Source organism: Streptomyces ipomoeae 91-03 (assembly GCF_000317595.1).
Taxonomy (GTDB): Bacteria; Actinomycetota; Actinomycetes; order Streptomycetales; family Streptomycetaceae; genus Streptomyces; species Streptomyces ipomoeae.
On the sequence record NZ_AEJC01000212.1, the window covers coordinates 1 to 15,814 of the forward strand.

Consider the following 15,814-nt stretch of genomic DNA (forward strand, 5'->3'; position numbering starts at 1 on the left):
GCGGTCCGTGGCGAGGACGCGGGCCTGGGGCTTGATTTCCTGGGCGGCGAAGATGCCGCGGACCGGCGCCAGGTGCGGGTCGCGGTTCAACAGCTCCAGATAGCGGGTGAGTTGCTCCACGCCGTCGATCTCGCCGCGCCGCTTGATCTCCACCGCGACCGTCGCGCCGTCGGCGTCCCGGCACAGGATGTCGACCGGGCCGATCGCCGTCATGTACTCACGGCGGATCAGCGTGTACCCCTCGCCGAGGGTCTCGATGCGGTCGGCGAGCAGCTCCTGCAAGTGTGCCTCCACGCCGTCCTTGATGAGGCCGGGGTCGACCCCCAGCTCGTGCGAGGAGTCGTGGAGGACCTCCTCCATCGTGATGATGAGCTTCTCGCCCGCCTTGTTGACGACGGTCCAGACGTCTTTCTCGTCGTCGGTGCCCTCCTTCAGCGTGCAGGGCGGCGACATCCAGTTGAGGGGCTTGTAGGCCCGGTCGTCCGCGTGGATCGAGACGCTGCCGTCCGCCTTCACCAGGATCAGACGGGGAGCTGAGGGGAGGTGGGCGGTGAGCCGGCCCGCGTAGTCCACGGAGCAGCGGGCAATGACGAGACGCATGGTCGGCAACGCTACTCGACACCGATGGGTGCGCGCGATTCGCCCACCATGGCAGCGGCTGACGGTCGTCGTTCGACGACCACACCCGTCACGTTCGGAACTGTCGCCCTCCGTCACGGTCTCACGCCCCTCACATGAGCCTCCGTCGTCCTCCGGCATGTGCCGCTGTCAACTCCTGTTCGGCAATGGCTGATTGTGTGCGACAAGGGCTCCGTCGGTGCGCGCATTCTCCTGGTGCGGCCACGCGCGGTTGCATACGGTAGAAACGCGAGGTTGCGAACCGTGCACTCTGCGTGTTCGGCGAGTGAGCTCCAACCCTGTCCGTCAACCCCTGTTGTAGCGGGGGTGCGAGAGGAGAACCCATGTCGCTCGACGTCTCACCGGCCCTACTCGAACAGGCCGAGCGAGGCGAGGTCGACGAAGCCGCCTTCGTCGACTGCGTCCGGACCTCCCTGCCCTACGCATGGGAGATGATCAGCTCCCTGGTGGCACAGCTGAAGGTCGACGGCGGAGAGTTCGCCGACAACCAGACGCCCCCGCCGGACGAGCAGGCACGCGGACAGCTGCTCCGCGCGCTCGCCAGTGACGCGATTCGCGGCGCGCTGCAGCGGCACTTCGGTGTTCGGCTGGCCTTCCAGAACTGCCACCGAGTGGCGGTGTTCCCCCTGGATCCATCCGTGGACGAACGGCTGGCCCGCTTCACCTCGATCCGCGGTCAACTCCTCAACCAGTCACCGGAACTCCGGGACTGCTGAGGCCATGACGCAGCACAGCTTGCCGCTCCAACCGCGGGAGGTGCATCAGTAACCGGGGCGGCAAGCTTCCCGCAGCGTCAAGCAGTGGCTCAGCCGAGGTGAGGGAGCACCTCGGCTCCGAGTCGCCGTACGTTCTCCTCCGTCGCCGCCAGATCGCCGGAACCCTCGACGAGCAGGGCGAAGCGGGAGATGCCCGTCCGCTCGCTCGTCGCCGCCAGTCGGTCGGCGCACAGCCGTGGGGTCCCCACCGGGTGGAGCCCGCAGAGCAGTTCGGTGTACGCGAGCGGATCCCGCATGGCGCGGGCGCGGCCGTCCACCGTCACATGGGCGTCGAGCCCCTGCTTCAGCCAGCCCGGCATCGCCTTGGTGAGCGCCTCCACGGCGTCGGTGCGCCGGTCCGCGATCTGGCAGACGCCGGCCGACACATGGGCCGCGCCGGCGATCTCCGTCGACGAACGGCCCGCCGCGCGGGCGAAGTTGCGCCACATCGCGACCATCTCGGCCTTCTCCTCGTCCCCGACGTGCATCCCGAGGAGCATCGGCAGACCGCGCTCGGCGGCCAGCCGAACGCTCGCGGGTGAGGTGCAGGCGACGACGACCTCGGGCCCGGGTGTCTCGCCCAGCTCCTCCGAGGGGCGTGGTACGACGGGGACTTCACGGAAGCTGAATCGTTCCCCCGAAGCCGACACCGAGGGTTCGCGCAGCCAGCGCACCAGTAGATCGAGTGATTCCGGGAACCCGCTCTCGTACGCGTCGAGTCCGGTGCCGAAGACCTCCAGATCGACCCAGGGACCGCCGCGTCCGACGCCCAGGGAGAAGCGTCCACTTGACGTCACATGCAGCAGGGCGGCCTGTTCGCCCAGGGCCACGGGGTGGACGGTGGGCAGCACGCTGACCGCCGTACCGACGCGGATCCGCCGGGTGCGTCCCAGCAGTAACGCGGCGAGGGTGATCGCCGACGGGCACGTCCCGTACGGCACGAAATGGTGCTCGGCCAGCCAGACCGCGTCCAGTCCGGCCTCCTCGGCCACTTCCGCCGTCCGTACCGCCCGGTGGAGCGCCTCCCCCTGGCCCTGGCCGGGGAACTGGGCTCCCAGTACAAATGTTCCTACGCGCATCGCACTTCCTGCTTACTCGGCTCCGACTCGGGAGCTCCCCCACCCGGCATAACCGCCCGACACGTGCCCAAGACACGGCCTGGCGGCGAGATTTGCGGATTGTCTGCAGAATGTTGGGGGCGGTGGGTGTTCTGAGGTGTTTGGTGATGTACGCATACCCCCACCGGGCCCGCGTAGGCTGGACACCAACCCTGCTCCCTGTATAGCTCCGTGAGGTGTCCCGTGTCCCCGCGTCGCAACCGCCCCAAGGGCGATGGTCCGTCGGGCTCGTCAGGCCGCAGCGCCGAGGACGACCGCGCGGACCGGTACGGCGGCTGGCAGTCCAGCGAGCGCTGGCAGGGTGGCGAGTGGAGCGTGCGTCATGTGGCGGGCGCGAGCGCGGCGGGCAAGACCTACCGCTGCCCCGGCTGCGACCAGATGATCCCCTCGGGGATGCCGCATGTCGTGGCCTGGCCCGAGCACTCCGGCGTCGACGAGCGCCGCCACTGGCACAAGGCCTGCTGGAACGCGAAGGACCGCCGCACCACGCGGGTGCAGCGGTCCCGTAACGCGCCGAGGTTCTGACCCCTCAGGTCCACACCTCTCCGGGCCGTCGGTCACCTCTGATACCAGGCCTCTCCGGGCCCTCGGTCACCGAACCTCCGGCCCGGCCCGGCATCACACGTCCCGCTGCTCCAGCAGAGCGTAGGCGCCGACGAACGCGGCACCGACCAGAGCGAGCATGATCCACAGCGGGTCCCAGCCGGACGGGCCGGACGAGCCGAGCTCCGCGTTGTAGAAGACGCCGAGCTGGCTCGGGATCGAGTAGTTCAGCAGGAACTCCTGCACGTCCCGCAGCGACTCCGAGAACATGAAGATCGCGATGACCAGCGGGGCGAGGAACAGACCGAGCATGATCGTGATCGCGCCCGCCGAGTGCCGGATCAGCGAGCCCATCAGCAGCGAGAGCAGACCGAACAGCGCGAGGTACAGGCTGACGCCGACCGTCGCCTTGAACCACTCCTCACCCGTGGGGCTCGCGGCGTTGTTGCCCTCCAGGATCGCCACCTGGACGAAGCCGACGAACGCGGTGGTGACCAGGGTGACCGTGAAGGCGAGCGCGAAGAACACGATCGCCTTCGCCGCCAGCACCCGGCCGCGGCTCGGGCACGCGGTCATGGTGGTCCGGATCATCCCCGTGCCGTACTCGGAGGCCGTGGTCAGTACGCCGAGCGTGATGAGGCAGACGCTGCCGAGCATCAGCCCGAACATCCCGAGACCCAGCGGGGACTCGCCCTCCAGGTTCATGTCCGTGGAGGCGGCGATGAGCGCGAAGAGCAGACCGAGGCCGATCAGCAGGACGACATAGACGCCCAGCGTCCACACTGTCGACCGTACGGACTTGATCTTCGTCCACTCGGAGGCGATGGCGTGCCCGAGGTGGGTGCGCACCACCGGGATCGGCGAGGTGTACGAAGCGCCCGGCGCCCCCTGCCAGTTCGGGGCGGGCTGCTGCTGGGCGACTTGTGGCTGGGGCGTGCTCATCGGGCGTCCTCGGGCTTGGTCAGGTCGGCGGCGGGAGCGGCGGGCGCGGCAGGGGCGGGGGCCGACTGCGCGGGGGCCTGGGGCGCGGCCTGGGCGGCGTAAGGATTCGGCTGCGGCTGACCGGGGGCCGGAGCCGCCGGCGCCGGAGCTCCGTACGGACCGGCCGGGGCCTGGCCCTGCGGCGGGGCGAAGGGCTGGCCGCCGTGCTGCGGGGCCGGCGGGGCGTACCAGCCGGGCTGGCCCTGGCCCGGGACCGGCATCGGCGGGGTCGCGCCGGGCGGCAGGGGCTGCTGGAGCCCGGCCTTCTGGTCGATGGTCGAGCGGTAGTCGACGGCGCCCTGCGTCATCCGCATGTACGCCTCTTCCAGCGAGGCCTGGTGCGGCGACAGCTCCCACAGCCGTACGTCGGCGTCGTGCGCGAGGTCGCTGATGCGGGGCAGCGGCAGACCGGTGACGCGCAGCGCGCCGTCCGGCTCGGGCAGCACCTGGCCGCCGGCCTCGGTCAGCGCGGACGTCAGCTTCTCGCGCGACTGCGGCTCGGTGTCCGGCGTCCGTACGCGCGCGAAGTCGGCCGAGTTCGCGGAGATGAAGTCCTTCACGCTCATGTCGGAGAGCAGCTGGCCGCGCCCGATCACGATCAGATGGTCGGCGGTCAGCGCCATCTCGCTCATCAGGTGCGAGGAGACGAAGACCGTACGGCCCTCGGCGGCGAGCGCCTTCATCAGGTTGCGCACCCAGAGGATGCCCTCGGGGTCGAGGCCGTTGACCGGCTCGTCGAAGAGCAGCACCTGGGGGTCGCCGAGCAGGGCGGCGGCGATGCCGAGCCGCTGGCCCATACCGAGCGAGAAGCCCTTGGAGCGCTTTTTGGCCACTTCCTGGAGGCCGACCACGCCCAGCACCTCGTCCACGCGGCGGGCCGGGATGCCCGACAGCTGCGCCAGGGACATCAGGTGGTTCCGGGCGGACCGGCCGCCGTGCACCGCCTTGGCGTCGAGCAGGGCACCCACCTGGCGGGCCGCGTTCGGCAGCTTGCGGTACGGGTAGCCGCCGATCGTCACCTGCCCGGAGGTGGGGTTGTCCAGACCGAGGATCATGCGCATCGTCGTCGACTTGCCCGAGCCGTTGGGCCCGAGAAAGCCGGTGACGGCCCCCGGCCGCACCTGGAAGGAAAGGTTGTACACGGCCGTCTTGGCGCCATAGCGCTTGGTCAGGCCGACTGCCTCGATCATGCTCCGCACCCATCGAACGGTTCAGGACGTCAGGTCTCAGGACGTCGGGGCGCACGCCCCCGTAAGGGTTAGGAGCTTATCTGTGTGTTGACGGTTCCGCTCAAATGAAAGTAAAAGCATCCAGGTCGCGGGGGGCCGGTTCGATCTGTACGTTCCCGCCGGTCGGATACCTGATCACGCGTCACGTCGCTGCAGGGCGAGATATCCGCCGAGCAGGGCCGCCACCGTCCACAGCGCCATGATCGCGAGCCCGCCCCAGGGCCCGTACGGGATGTCGTCGTCCACCGGGGTGACCACCCGCATGACGCTGCTGCCGGCCTGGTCGGGCAGATACCGGCCGATCTTCTCGGTGGCGTCGACGTTGCCCAGGATGTTGGAGATCAGAAAGAAGAACGGCATCAGGATGCCCAGCGACAGCATCGGCGAGCGCAGCATCGCGGCGACGCCCATGGAGAACATCGCGATGAGGGTCATGTAGAGCCCGCCGCCGATGACGGCCCGCAGGACGCCCGGATCGCCGATGTGCGCCTTGTGCTCGCCGAGCATCGCCTGCCCGAGGAAGAACGCCACGAAGCTGGTCGCGAGCCCCACCGCGAAGGCGAGCGCGGTGGCCACCGCGATCTTGCTGAACAGGAACGTACCCCGCTGCGGCACGGCCGCCAGTGACGTCCGGATCATGCCGGTGCTGTACTCGTTCGACACCACCAGCACCCCGAACACGATCATCGCCAGCTGGCCGATGCTCATGCCCGCGAAACTGATGAACGTCGGATCGAACGACAGCCGGTCCTCACGACTCATGGCGTCGAACTCGCGCTCGGAAAGCAGGGAGATGAGTACACCGAGCGCGATCGTGACCACCACGGCGAGCGAGAGTGTCCACACCGTGGACGCCACCGACCGGATCTTGGTCCACTCCGACCGGACGACCTGGGTCGCGGCCATGCTCAGCGCTCCCTCGTCCAGCCGTCGCCCCATCCCTCGACCGGTGTCCCGCTGTGCGCGTGGTACTCCACCGACTCGGCCGTCAGCCGCATGAACGCCTCCTCCAGCGAGGCCTGTCGCGGACTCAGCTCATGCAGCACGATCTGGTGCCGCGCCGCCAGCTCCCCGATCTGCTCGGGCTTGCCGCCCTCCACTTCGAGCGTGCCGTCTCCCGTCTCGACGACGATGACGCCGGCCTCGTAGAGCACATCGAGCAGCTGCTCCCGGTTCGGTGTACGAATCCGTACATACGAACGGGAGTTCTGCTGGATGAAGTCCGCCATGGAGGTGTCGGCGAGCAGCCGTCCCTGCCCGATGACGACCAGATGATCGGCGGTCAGGGCCATCTCGCTCATCAGGTGGGACGAAACGAACACGGTCCGACCCTGTGCGGCAAGGGACTTCATCACATGGCGAATCCAATGGATGCCCTCGGGGTCAAGCCCGTTTCCCGGCTCGTCGAACATCAGGATCCGGGGATCGCCGAGCAACGCCCCCGCGATACCGAGCCGCTGTCCCATCCCCAGGGAGAACCCCTTGGCCTTCTTCCGCGCGACGGCTGTCAGCCCCACGGTGTCGAGCACCTCGTGCACCCGAGCTTTTGGGATCCCATTGCTCTGGGCGAGGCACAGCAGATGATTGAAGGCGCTACGACCCCCGTGCACGGCCTTGGCGTCGAGCAGTGCCCCGATGTACTTCAGCGGGTCCCTGAGACCGCCGTAATGCTTTCCGCCGATCCGCACGTCGCCGGCCGTCGGCCGGTCGAGCCCCAGAATCATCCGCATCGTCGTCGACTTCCCGGCCCCGTTCGGCCCGAGAAACCCGGTGACGATCCCGGGCCGCACCGCAAAGGTCAAATTATTGACCGCAACCTTCTCCCCGAACCGTTTGGTCAGCCCCACGAGCTCGATCATGCGGCCACGCTAAGACGACGACCGGGGGGCTGCCACCGGAATGGATACGGCCACGAACCACCCGCAGCCGCCGCCGCAACACGCACCCCGAGCCATTGGGCGCCCGGCGGCTGTTGCTGGACGGGGGGTGGCTGCGCGACTCGGCGCTACGAGGTGCCGCCGCGCCCACCTGTGCCGCCTCAGCGGCACGACTGCCCGCAGCTATGAGCGTAGGCACGCCAAAGGCCCGCACTCCCGAAGGAAATGCGGGCCCTGGACACCCCCTGGCGTTGCCGTCAGGCGGTCGTGTTACCGGGACTGCTGCGCCGGAACCCCACGGGAGATCGGCTCGTCGTCCGTCGCCGGGGTGCCGGCGGCAGCCACCGCGGCGCCCGTCAGCGTCGCCAGCATCTCGCGGACGTTCGTCAGCTGGGCGTTGATCGAGTCGCGGCGGTTCGTCAGAGCCGCCAGCTCCCGCTCGGATTCCGAGCGGATGCGGTCCGCCTTGGCGTTCGCGTCCGCGACGATGTCCTCGGCCTGACGCTGGGCGGTCTCCACCGTCTGGCGGGCACGGCGCTCGGCGTCGGTGCGGAGCTTCTCCGCCTCCAGCCGCAGCTGCTCCGCGCGGTGCTCGATCTCCGCGAGCCGCTTCTCGGCCTTCTGCTGCCGCGAGGCCAGGTCGCGCTCGGACTGCTCACGCCGCTTGGCGAGGTTGGTCTCGAAGTCGGCGGCGGCCTGCGCGGCCTTGGCGCGGGTCTCCTCGAAGAGGGCGTCCGCCTCCTCGCGCTTGGACTGCGCGTCCTTCTGCGCCTCGGCCCGCAGCTGGGACGCGTCGCTCTTGGCCTTCTCGACGATCCGGACGCCCTCGTCCTCGGCCTTGGCCTTGCGCTCCGCGGCGAACGACTCGGCGTCGTTGCGCACCTGCTGGGCCGCCGACTCGGCGAGCTCGCGGTGCTGCTCGGCGGCGCGGCGGGCCTCCTCGCGCAGGTCCTTCGCCTCCTCCTCGGCGAGGCGGAGGATCTTCTCGACGCGGGCGCCGAGCCCGGCGTAGGACGGCTCGGCGTCGGTGACCGCGGCCTGGGCGTTCTGCGTCTCGAGGTGGAGCTCCTCGATGCGCTTTTCGAGCGCGGTGATGCGGGCGAGAGCGGAGTCACGGTCGGAGACGAGCTTGGAGATACGTTCGTCCACCTGAGCGCGGTCGTATCCACGCCGCACAAGCTCGAAGCCGTAGGGGGAAGTGTCGCTCATGGGGTTCCTGTCGAATGAGACCGGTGAGGTGATAGGTGGAATCCTAGGGGGCGAAGCGGCGTGTCATCGAGCAGATGCACGTTTGATCTGGAGAATGACACCCCTTTTGAGTGGCCGACCATCGGAATACTTGCCAGAAACTTTGCATCAAGGCCCTGGCAAGCACAGAACGAACACAAATCGGTGTCTGTAGGTGTCTGTAAGCGCCGGGCGGCGCGGGACCATACCCGCAACGCCCCGGCACCGCTAGCCGTCTGACGACTTGCCACTCGAACGGGTCGCACCCGCGGCGGCACCCGCCTTGACTCCACCGTCCTTGCCGCTCGACGGGGCCTCAAAAGACTCCAACGCCTCCAGGACGTCCTGGACACGGGAAATCTCCGCATTGATGTCCTCGCGGCGGCGGACCAGCACGTCGAGTTCGCGCTTGCCCTCCTCGACCGTACGGCGGGCTTCGCGGATCGCCTCGGCCTTCAGCTCCTCCGCCTCGCGGATCAGCGTGGCCTTCTTCTGCTCGGCCTCCTTGAGGAGCCCCTCCGCCTTCTTCACCGCGGCGATACGGACCTTGCCCGCCTCGGAGTTCGCCTCGGAAACGAGCTCCTTCGCCTTCGCCGTCGCCTTCTCCAGCTGTTCCTCGGACGCCTTGATGAGCGCGTCACAACGGTCACCGGTCGATTTCATCGTCTCGGCGGCCTCACGGCGGGCCCGCTCGTGCAGCGCCTCGATCTCGGCGGTGATGCGGTCGCGCAGCTCCTCGGCGCGCTCCCTGATGGCGGTCGCGTCACGGCGCGCCCCGACCAGCAGCTCGTCGGCGTCCGTACGGGCCTTCTCCACCAGGGAGTTGCCCTCGACGGTCGCCTCGGAGACCAGCCGGTCGGCCTCCTTGCGGGCCGCGCCCACCATCGAGTCGGCCTGCGCCTCGGCGTCCGCGGTGGTCTTCAGCGACTGCTTCTGCGCCTCGGTGAGCAGCTTGTCGGCCTCGGCGGTGGTCTCCGAGATGAGCTTGTCGACCTGCTCGGCGGCCTCGGAGCGCCGCTTGTTGGCGTCCTTGCGGGCCTCGTCGAGGGTGCGGTCGGCCTCCTCGCGCGCCACCGACATGAGCCGGTCCGCCTCCGCCTCCGCCTCCGCGCGCACCCGCTCGGCCTCGGCGCGGGTCCGCTCGGCGTGCTGCCGCGCGGAGGCCACCGTCTCGGCGGCCTCGGCCCGCAGCCGCTCGGCGTCGTCGGTCGCCTCGGCCAGCAGCCGGTCGGCCTTGGCGACGGACTCGGCCCGTACGCGCTCGGCCTCCTCGTTGGTCTCCCGCGTCAGCCGCTCGGCCTCGGCGGTGACCTCGGTGATCAGGGTGTCGGCCTGGGTGGCCGCGTCCGACCGGATGCGGTTGGCGTCCTCGCGGGCCTCGGCCCGGGTGCGCGTGGCGTCCTGGTCGGCCCGCGCGATGGTGTCCGAGGCCTCCGTACGCACCCGCTGGGCATGGTCGGAGGCGTCCGAACGGACCCGCTCCGCCTCGGCGAGGGCCTCCGCGACCGTACGCTCGGCGAGCGACTTCGCGGCCTCCGACTCCTCCCGCGCCTGCTGCCGGACCCGGGCGGCGTCCTCGGCGGCCCGCTCCCGCTCGGCGTAGGCGTCGGCGCGGACCCGGTCCGCCTCCTCCTCGGCCTCCCGGCGCGTACGCTCCGCCGCGTGGTCGGCCGCGTTGCGCAGCCCGGCGATCTCCTCCTGGGCCTGCTCGTGCAGCCCGGCCACCGAGTCCCGTACCTGCTGGGCGTGCTGCTCGGCCGCCGACACCATCTCCATGGCGCGCCGCTCGGCCTCCTCGACCAGCCGTACGGCCTCGGCCTGGGCCTCCTCCACGCGCTTGCGCGCCGAGGCCAGCAGCTCCTCGCTCTGCTCGCGGGCCCGCTCGCGCTCCTGGTCGGCCTCCTGCCGGGCGGAGCCCAGGAGTTCGTCGGCCTCGCGGCGGCGCCGGGCGGCCTCCTCCTGCGCGGCGGCCAGCGTCTCCGACGCCTCCACGCCCAGCCGCTCGGCCGCGGCCTGCGCCTCCGCCCGCACCCGGTCGGCGGTGTCCTGCGCCTCCGACTTCAGCCGTTCCGCCTCGGCCGCGGCCTCGGACCGCAGCCGTACGGCGATGGCCTCGCCCTCGGCGCGCGACGCGGAGGCGTCCGAGGCGGCCTCGTCGCGCAGCCGCTGCGCCTCGGCCTCGGCCTGCGCCTGGAGCGTACGGATGCGCTCGGCGGCCTCGGAGCGCAGCCGGTCGGTCTCTTCGGCGGCCTCGCGGCGGATCCGTTCCGCCTCGGCGCGGGCGTCGACCAGCGCCTCCTCGGCGGAGGCGAGCCGCGCCTCGGCCTCGCCGTGCAGCCGGGCCAGCTCCTCGGCGGCCTCCGCCTTGCGGGCCTCGACGCCCCGCTCGGTCTCCTCGCGCAGCTCACGGGCGGCCCGCTCGGCCTCGGCCCTCAGCTCGTCCGACTGTTCGATGACCTCGGCGCGGTGCCGCTCGGCCTCCTTGCGGGTGCGCTCCAGGGTCTCCTCGGCCTGCCGGCGCAGCGTCGAAGCGCGTTCGATGGCCTCCGTACGGACCTTCTCGCTGTCCGTCGTGGCCGTCTGCCGCAGCTCGTCCGCGTCCGCCTTGGCCTTGGCGAGCAGCTCCTCGGCGGTCTTGGCCGCCTCCTCGATCTGCTGGACGGCCTCGCGCCGGGCCTCGGAACGGATCCGCTCGCCCTCGGCGATCGCGTCCGCCCGCAGCTGCTCGGCCTCGCCGCGCAGCCGGCGCGCCTCCTCCTGCAGCTCGACCGTCTTGGCGCGGTACTCCTTGGTGTCGTCCTTCGCGGCGCCCTTGAGCTGCTCGGCGAGGTCGTGCGCCTCGGCGCGCAGCCGGTCCGCCTCCGCCTCGGCCTCGGAGCGGATCCGCTCGGCCTCCTCGGCGGCGGCCTTGGTGGTCTTCCGGGCGTCCTCGGCCGCCTTGTTCAGCACGTCCTCGGCGGTCTTGGCCGTCTTGGCGAGCTGGGAGGCGGACTCCTCGGCGGTGATCGAGCGGGCCTTCTCGGCCGCCTCGGCCAGCAGCTTCTCCGCCTCGGCCTTGGCGTCCGCGACGACTTCCTCGGCGGCGGCCTTGGTGGCCTCGGCCTCCTTCGTGGCCTCCTCGACCAGCCGGGCGACCTGCTCCTTCGCCGTACGCGTGCGCTGCTCGTTGGTCGCCTCGGCGGTGGAGAGGGCCTTGGCCGCGTTCTCCTTCGCCTCGGTGACCAGCTTCTCGGCCTCCGCGCGCGCCTCGCGCAGCGCCGCCTCGGCCTCCGTCATGCGCTGCTCGGCGGCCCGGCTCAGCTCGGTGGCCTGGCGGCGGGCGGCGTCCGACTCGGTCGCGGAGGAGGAGCGCAGCTGCTCGGCGTGTTCGGTGGCCTCCTGGGCCTGCGTCGACGCCGCGTTCAGCAGCCGCTCGGCCTCGGCACGGGCCCGGCGCAGGATCTGGTCGGCCTCGGCGCGCGCCGCGTCCGCGTCGCCCTGCAGCCGCTGACGGGCCTCGGCGACGAGCCGTTCGGCCTCGGCGCGGGCGGCGGCCAGCGCCTGCTCGGCCTCGGCGCGCGACTCGTCGACGAGCCGGCGGGCCTGCGCCTCACTACGGGCGCGCAGCTGCTCGGCCCACGCCACGTTCTCGTTGACGTGCGACTCGACGGTCTGGCGGCGCTCGGCCAGCTCCTGGTCGAGCTGCTGACGGCGGGTGACCGCCTCCTGGTGCAGCTCCGCCTGGAGACGGGCGGCCTGCTCGGCGTGCTCCTGGAGGATCCGCTGGGTCTGCGCACGGGCCTGGCTCAGCTCGCGCTCGGCGTCCTGGCGCAGCTGGTCGGCCTGCATTTGGGCCTGGCGGAGCATCTGCTCGGCCTGGTACCCGAGGTCGCCGCCGTCGTAGGCGGGTCGGGACATGATGGTGCGGCGCGCCTCGTGCAGCTTGGCGCGCAGCACCTCGACCTGGTAGCCGAGGTCCTCGGCGTGCTGGATCGCCTTTTCCCGCTCGGTCTTCAGCCGCTCCATCTCGGCCTCGAACCGAGAGAGGTGGTCGACGTCAGCCGCCGGCTCTCGCTCCTGGCGTTCGTAGCCCCGCACTGCGCGGTCCCATCCGTCCCCTGGTCGCAACCTCTGGCAAACGAGCTCCGTCCAACCGGCGAACGGGGCCCCCGGGGAATGGTGTCAGATCAACGGCGGAGCACGGGCTGCCGCCCTAACCCTCGTCCCCCGAAACCTGGACCCCGGCCCTGGGACACTCCTGATGGATCTCCGTGGCGTCGCACGGCCATCCGACAGGAGCACCCTTGGGTCCCGTCGTCGGAAGGCGGCAGGACCCGGGCCGCCACCTTGAAAAGGGACGGCCGGGCCCAACCCTACCGGCCCATATGTACGGGGGTCAGTGCTCAGGTGACTCAACTGGCGCCGAAGTGACCAGTTCTGTCAGTACACCGTGACAATCCTTGGGGTGCAGGAACGTGATCCGTGACCCCATGGAACCGCGTCGCGGCTCCTCGTACAGGACGCGTACGCCCTTGTCCTTGATCGCGGCCGCGTCGCCGTCCACGTCCGCCGTACCGAAGGCGATGTGGTGGACCCCTTCGCCGTTCTTCGCCAGCCATTTGGCGACGGCGGAGTCCTCCCGGGTGGGCTCCAGGAGCTGGAGGTACGAGGCGCCGCCGTCGTCCGTACTGTTGATCTTGAGCATGGCCTCGCGGACGCCCTGCTCCTCGTTGACCTCGGAGTGGAACACCTCGAAGCCGTACGTGGCCCGGTAGAACTCAACAGTCGTGTCGAGGTCGAAGCAGGCGATCCCGATGTGGTCGATTCGAGTCAGCATGGTTTCAGTGCAGCGCTCCTCAGGTGGTTACGCAACGTGCCAGCGATCACACCGACAGCCCGATGACGGCACGGAGTGCCACTCAGTACATTCGAAGTAAACCCTCGTTCACTCCTCGGCCGTGCAGGCTGGAAGGGGATCGCACCTCATGACTGGAACGAACGGCAGGACCTCGGTGATTGTCGCGGGCGCCCGTACGCCCATGGGACGGTTGCTCGGTTCGCTGAAGTCCTTCTCCGGAGCCGACCTCGGCGGCTTCGCGATCAAGGCCGCCCTCGACCGTGCGGGGATCGGTGGCGACCAGGTGCAGTACGTGATCATGGGCCAGGTGCTCCAGGCCGGGGCAGGGCAGATCCCGGCGCGCCAGGCCGCGGTCAAGGCGGGCATCCCGATGAACGTGCCCGCGCTCACGATCAACAAAGTGTGTCTGTCGGGCCTCGACGCCATCGCGCTGGCGGATCAGTTGATCCGTGCGGGTGAGTTCGACGTGGTCGTGGCGGGCGGCCAGGAGTCCATGACCAACGCCCCCCACCTGCTGCCGAAGTCCCGCGAGGGCTACAAGTACGGCGCCATCCAGATGCTCGACGCCATGGCGTACGACGGTCTGACCGACTCCTTCGAGGGCATCGCCATGGGCGAGTCCACCGAGAAGCACAACACCCGCCTCGGCATCCTCCGCCCCGAGCAGGACGAGATCGCCGCGCTCTCGCACCAGCGGGCCGCCGCCGCGCAGAAGAACGGTGTCTTCGACGCCGAGATCACTCCCGTCGAGATCCCGCAGCGCAAGGGCGAACCGGTCGTTTTCAGCCAGGACGAAGGCATCCGCGGCGAGACGACGGCCGAGTCCCTGGCCAAGCTGCGCCCGGCGTTCTCCAAGGACGGCACGATCACCGCCGGCTCCGCCTCGCAGATCTCGGACGGCGCCGCGGCCGTGGTCGTCATGAGCAAGGAGAAGGCGGAGGAGCTGGGCCTGGAGTGGCTGGCGGAGATCGGCGCCCACGGAAACGTGGCCGGCCCCGACAACTCTCTGCAGTCGCAGCCGTCGAACGCCATCCAGCACGCCCTCAAGAAGGACGGTCTGGAGGTCGCCGACCTCGACCTCATCGAGATCAACGAGGCCTTCGCCGCCGTCGCCGTGCAGTCAATGAAGGACCTCGGAGTGTCCCCGGAAAAGGTGAACGTCAACGGCGGCGCGATCGCCCTCGGCCACCCGATCGGCATGTCCGGCGCGCGTCTGGTCCTGCACCTCGCCCTTGAGCTGAAGCGGCGGGGCGGCGGTGTCGGCGCGGCGGCGCTGTGCGGTGGCGGTGGACAGGGTGACGCGCTGATCGTGCGGGTACCCAAGGCCTGAGGCGTTCGGGCTCTCGTCGGACCTGAGGCGTTCGGTTCTCGTCGGTTCTCGTCGGTTCTCAGGTCCATGTGGCCGACCGTCGTCACTTGTCTACTCGGAACGGAGCTGTGATGCAGGACGTCCCCACGCTGGTGGCCCAGGCCAGGGAGGGACGGCCGCGTGCCGTCGCCCGGCTGATCTCTCTGGTGGAGGGGGCGTCCCCGCAGCTCCGCGAGGTCATGGCGGCGCTGGCCCCGCTGACGGGCGGCGCGTATGTGGTGGGCCTGACCGGTTCACCGGGCGTCGGCAAGTCCACGTCCACGTCGGCGCTGGTGACGGCGTACCGGCGGGCCGGGAAGCGGGTCGGCGTCCTGGCCGTCGACCCGTCCTCCCCGTTCTCCGGCGGCGCCCTGCTCGGCGACCGCGTCCGGATGTCGGAGCACGCCTCCGACCCCGGCGTGTACATCCGCTCCATGGCGACCCGCGGCCATCTGGGTGGCCTGGCGTGGGCGGCCCCGCAGGCGATCCGGGTGCTGGACGCGGCGGGGTGCGACGTGATCCTGGTCGAGACGGTCGGCGTCGGCCAGTCGGAGGTCGAGATCGCCTCCCAGGCGGACACCTCCGTGGTGCTGCTGGCGCCCGGCATGGGTGACGGCATCCAGGCGGCCAAGGCCGGAATCCTGGAGATCGGGGATGTGTACGTCGTCAACAAGGCCGACCGTGACGGCGCGGACGCCACCGCGCGCGAGCTCAACCACATGCTGGGGCTGGGGGAGAGCCGTGGGCCCGGTGACTGGCGGCCTCCGATCGTCAAGACGGTCGCGGCCCGGGCGGAGGGCATCGACGAGGTGGTCGAGGCGCTGGAGAAGCATCGGGCGTGGATGGAGGAGCGGGGGGTGCTCGCGGAGCGGAGGCTTGCGCGGGCGGCGCGGGAGGTGGAGACGATCGCGGTCACCGCGCTGCGGGAGCGGATCGGTGACCTTCATGGGGACCGGCGGTTGAGTGCGTTGGCCGAGCGGATCGTCGCGGGGGATCTGGATCCGTATGGTGCGGCGGACGAACTGGTGGCGGGTCTGACGCAGGGGTGACCTCGGGGTTTTCCCGCCCCCGCCGCCCCTACCCGTCCCTCCCCCACTAGGGGTGCTGCCCCTTCGACCCCGGGCGGTTTCTGAGGGCCGGTTGGTTGGCTGCGGGTGGGTGGGGGCTGGTCGCGCAGTTCCCCGCGCCCCTGAAAGACGCGGTCGCGTCCCTTGCTTTCAATCCGCAGCCGGCGCGTAACCCCCTCCAAACGGCGGTAGG

At 70.5% G+C, this 15,814-nt stretch carries 13 protein-coding genes; 4 read left to right on the forward strand and 9 right to left on the reverse strand.

Annotated features, from left to right (window positions below; all coding sequences use genetic code 11):
- Positions 1-600: endonuclease NucS (gene nucS / locus STRIP9103_RS13905; RefSeq protein WP_048820253.1), on the reverse strand; the 600-nt coding region annotated here is incomplete at its 3' end.
- A gap of 362 nt (positions 601-962) precedes the next feature.
- On the opposite strand from nucS, the gene STRIP9103_RS13910 reads away from it, so the two are divergent.
- The gene (locus tag STRIP9103_RS13910; RefSeq protein ID WP_005311822.1) at positions 963-1,355 is read left to right on the forward strand and encodes an SCO5389 family protein; all 393 of its coding nucleotides are present in this window, start codon (positions 963-965) and stop codon (positions 1,353-1,355) included.
- A gap of 89 nt (positions 1,356-1,444) precedes the next feature.
- Here STRIP9103_RS13910 and STRIP9103_RS13915 read toward each other — a convergent pair whose 3' ends face one another.
- The gene (locus STRIP9103_RS13915) at positions 1,445-2,473 is read right to left on the reverse strand and encodes an LLM class flavin-dependent oxidoreductase (RefSeq protein WP_009310206.1); all 1,029 of its coding nucleotides are present in this window, start codon (positions 2,471-2,473) and stop codon (positions 1,445-1,447) included.
- A 222-nt stretch (positions 2,474-2,695) separates the two neighbouring features.
- Between STRIP9103_RS13915 and STRIP9103_RS13920 the strand changes: the two genes are divergently transcribed.
- Positions 2,696-3,037, forward strand: a complete 342-nt coding sequence (locus tag STRIP9103_RS13920) for a hypothetical protein (protein ID WP_009310204.1) — start codon at positions 2,696-2,698, stop codon at positions 3,035-3,037.
- Between the two features lie 93 nt (positions 3,038-3,130).
- Here STRIP9103_RS13920 and STRIP9103_RS13925 read toward each other — a convergent pair whose 3' ends face one another.
- The 7 genes from STRIP9103_RS13925 to mce form a co-directional block, all read right to left on the reverse strand.
- Positions 3,131-3,997 carry an ABC transporter permease subunit gene (locus STRIP9103_RS13925; RefSeq protein ID WP_009310196.1) on the reverse strand — a complete coding sequence of 289 codons (867 nt, stop codon included), beginning with the start codon at positions 3,995-3,997 and terminating at the stop codon, positions 3,131-3,133.
- Positions 3,994-5,226 (reverse strand): ABC transporter ATP-binding protein, encoded by a 1,233-nt coding sequence (locus STRIP9103_RS13930; protein ID WP_048820254.1) that lies wholly within the window; start codon positions 5,224-5,226, stop codon positions 3,994-3,996. Before STRIP9103_RS13930 ends, STRIP9103_RS13925 begins: the two co-directional genes overlap by 4 nt.
- Before the next feature lie 174 nt (positions 5,227-5,400).
- Entirely contained in the window at positions 5,401-6,171 is a 771-nt protein-coding gene (locus tag STRIP9103_RS13935; RefSeq protein WP_009310195.1) for an ABC transporter permease, read from the reverse strand.
- A gap of 2 nt (positions 6,172-6,173) precedes the next feature.
- Positions 6,174-7,124: an ABC transporter ATP-binding protein gene (locus STRIP9103_RS13940; protein ID WP_009310209.1), complete on the reverse strand. Its 951-nt coding sequence runs from the start codon at positions 7,122-7,124 to the stop codon at positions 6,174-6,176.
- Positions 7,125-7,412: 288 nt separating this feature from the next.
- Positions 7,413-8,351: a coiled-coil domain-containing protein gene (locus tag STRIP9103_RS13945; RefSeq protein WP_009310208.1), complete on the reverse strand. Its 939-nt coding sequence runs from the start codon at positions 8,349-8,351 to the stop codon at positions 7,413-7,415.
- Positions 8,352-8,597: 246 nt separating this feature from the next.
- Positions 8,598-12,446: a polarized growth protein Scy gene (gene scy / locus STRIP9103_RS13950; RefSeq protein WP_009310205.1), complete on the reverse strand. Its 3,849-nt coding sequence runs from the start codon at positions 12,444-12,446 to the stop codon at positions 8,598-8,600.
- 298 nt (positions 12,447-12,744) lie between these two features.
- Positions 12,745-13,185 (reverse strand): methylmalonyl-CoA epimerase, encoded by a 441-nt coding sequence (gene mce / locus STRIP9103_RS13955; protein ID WP_009310200.1) that lies wholly within the window; start codon positions 13,183-13,185, stop codon positions 12,745-12,747.
- A 148-nt stretch (positions 13,186-13,333) separates the two neighbouring features.
- Between mce and STRIP9103_RS13960 the strand changes: the two genes are divergently transcribed.
- A complete protein-coding gene (locus STRIP9103_RS13960) occupies positions 13,334-14,536 on the forward strand; it encodes an acetyl-CoA C-acetyltransferase (RefSeq protein WP_009310197.1) in 1,203 nt (400 codons plus the stop codon).
- A gap of 110 nt (positions 14,537-14,646) precedes the next feature.
- Positions 14,647-15,603 (forward strand): methylmalonyl Co-A mutase-associated GTPase MeaB, encoded by a 957-nt coding sequence (gene meaB, locus STRIP9103_RS13965; RefSeq protein ID WP_009310207.1) that lies wholly within the window; start codon positions 14,647-14,649, stop codon positions 15,601-15,603.
- The last annotated feature ends 211 nt before the right edge of the window (positions 15,604-15,814 follow it).